Source organism: Frankia nepalensis, from assembly GCF_016786325.1.
Taxonomy (GTDB): domain Bacteria; phylum Actinomycetota; class Actinomycetes; order Frankiales; family Frankiaceae; genus Pseudofrankia; species Pseudofrankia nepalensis.
In genome coordinates this window covers 1-1,256 of record NZ_JADWYU010000195.1, presented here as the reverse complement: position 1 = coordinate 1,256, position 1,256 = coordinate 1, and the positions used below count along the sequence as shown (strand labels likewise).

Here is a 1,256-nt window from a genome sequence, read left to right as displayed (position 1 = left end):
CCCCGGGGGCTGCCGGGGGCGCCCCCCCCCGGCGACGAGGCCGATGCTTTCGGTATGGACGACGCCGAGACAGCATTCCTGGCCACCTACGACCCGCGGCGCTACGAGCCGATCGCCGTCACGGTCGACGTCGTCGCGCTGACCATCCGGGTCCTCGAGTCGGTGCCCACGCTGCATGTGCTGCTGGTAAGGCGCGGCCAGCCACCGTTCGCCGGACGGTGGGCGCTGCCAGGCGGGTTCGTCCGCCCGACGGTCGGGCCGGACGGGACGCGGCACGACGAGGACCTCGCGGCGGCCGCCGTCCGCGAGCTCGCCGAGGAGACCGGCCTCGCGGCCTCCACCGACCAGCGGGCGGCCGACCGCCGCCTCGACAGGGTGTACCTGGAACAGCTCGCCACCTACGGAGCGCCGGGACGCGACCCCCGGATGCGGGTCATCTCGGTCGCCTATCTCGCGTTCGCGCCCGACCTGCCGGACCCGACCGCCGGCGGCGACGCCGCCGCGGCCGCGTGGATGCCGGTCCGGACCACCGGGACCGGCGACGGGGCGCCCGCGATCCGGGAGGTCGGCGGCCTCGGCGGGACCCCGACGGTCGACCGCGGCCGCATGGCCTTCGACCACGCCCGGATCCTCGACGACGCGCTCGAGCGGGCCAGCTCCAAGCTCGAGTACACGCCGCTGGCGACCACGTTCGTCGCCCCCGAGTTCACCGTCACCGAACTGCGCGAGGTCTACGAGGCCGTCTGGGGACGGCCCCTGCACGCGCCCAACTTCCATCGCAAGGTGCTCTCCGTGCCGGGGTTCGTCGAGGACACCGGCGAGACCACCGCGCGGGGCGGTGCCCGGGGAGGCCGCCGCGCACGGCTCTACCGCTCCGGGGACGCCAGGTTCCTGCACCCCGCGCTGCTGCGCCTGGGGCAGGAGGACACCCGATGAGGCAGCCAGGTTCGACGATCTTCCCGGGAGCGGGAACGGTCGCCCAGGACGCCGCCCGCCCCATGCCCGGCCCGCGGCGGCCGACCTCACTGGACGAGGTGATCGACCTCCTGCTGCGCCAGGGGCTCGGCGAACGCGCGCTGTTCGGCCCCGCCGAGCCGGGCGAGGACCGCGATCCCGACGCGGCCCGCCGCGCCGCCCGCCGCGCGTATCGCGAGATGGCGCGGCTGGCGCACCCGGACGTCGCCCCGGCCGGCCGGCGGCCGGAGGCGGCGCGGGCGTTCGCCCGGCTCACCGAGCTGTGGGAGGCCCACCAGCGC

Annotated in this window: 1 protein-coding gene and 1 pseudogene; both read left to right on the top strand. The window is 76.7% G+C overall.

The annotated features are described in order from the left end of the window. The first annotated feature begins 54 nt into the window (after positions 1 to 54). Positions 55 to 936 (top strand): NUDIX hydrolase, encoded by an 882-nt coding sequence (locus tag I6A81_RS29440; RefSeq protein ID WP_203010370.1) that lies wholly within the window; start codon positions 55 to 57, stop codon positions 934 to 936. After that, positions 933 to 1,256 (top strand): annotated as a pseudogene (locus I6A81_RS29435) (molecular chaperone DnaJ); the annotation flags it as partial. The gene I6A81_RS29440 and the pseudogene I6A81_RS29435, both read left to right, overlap by 4 nt.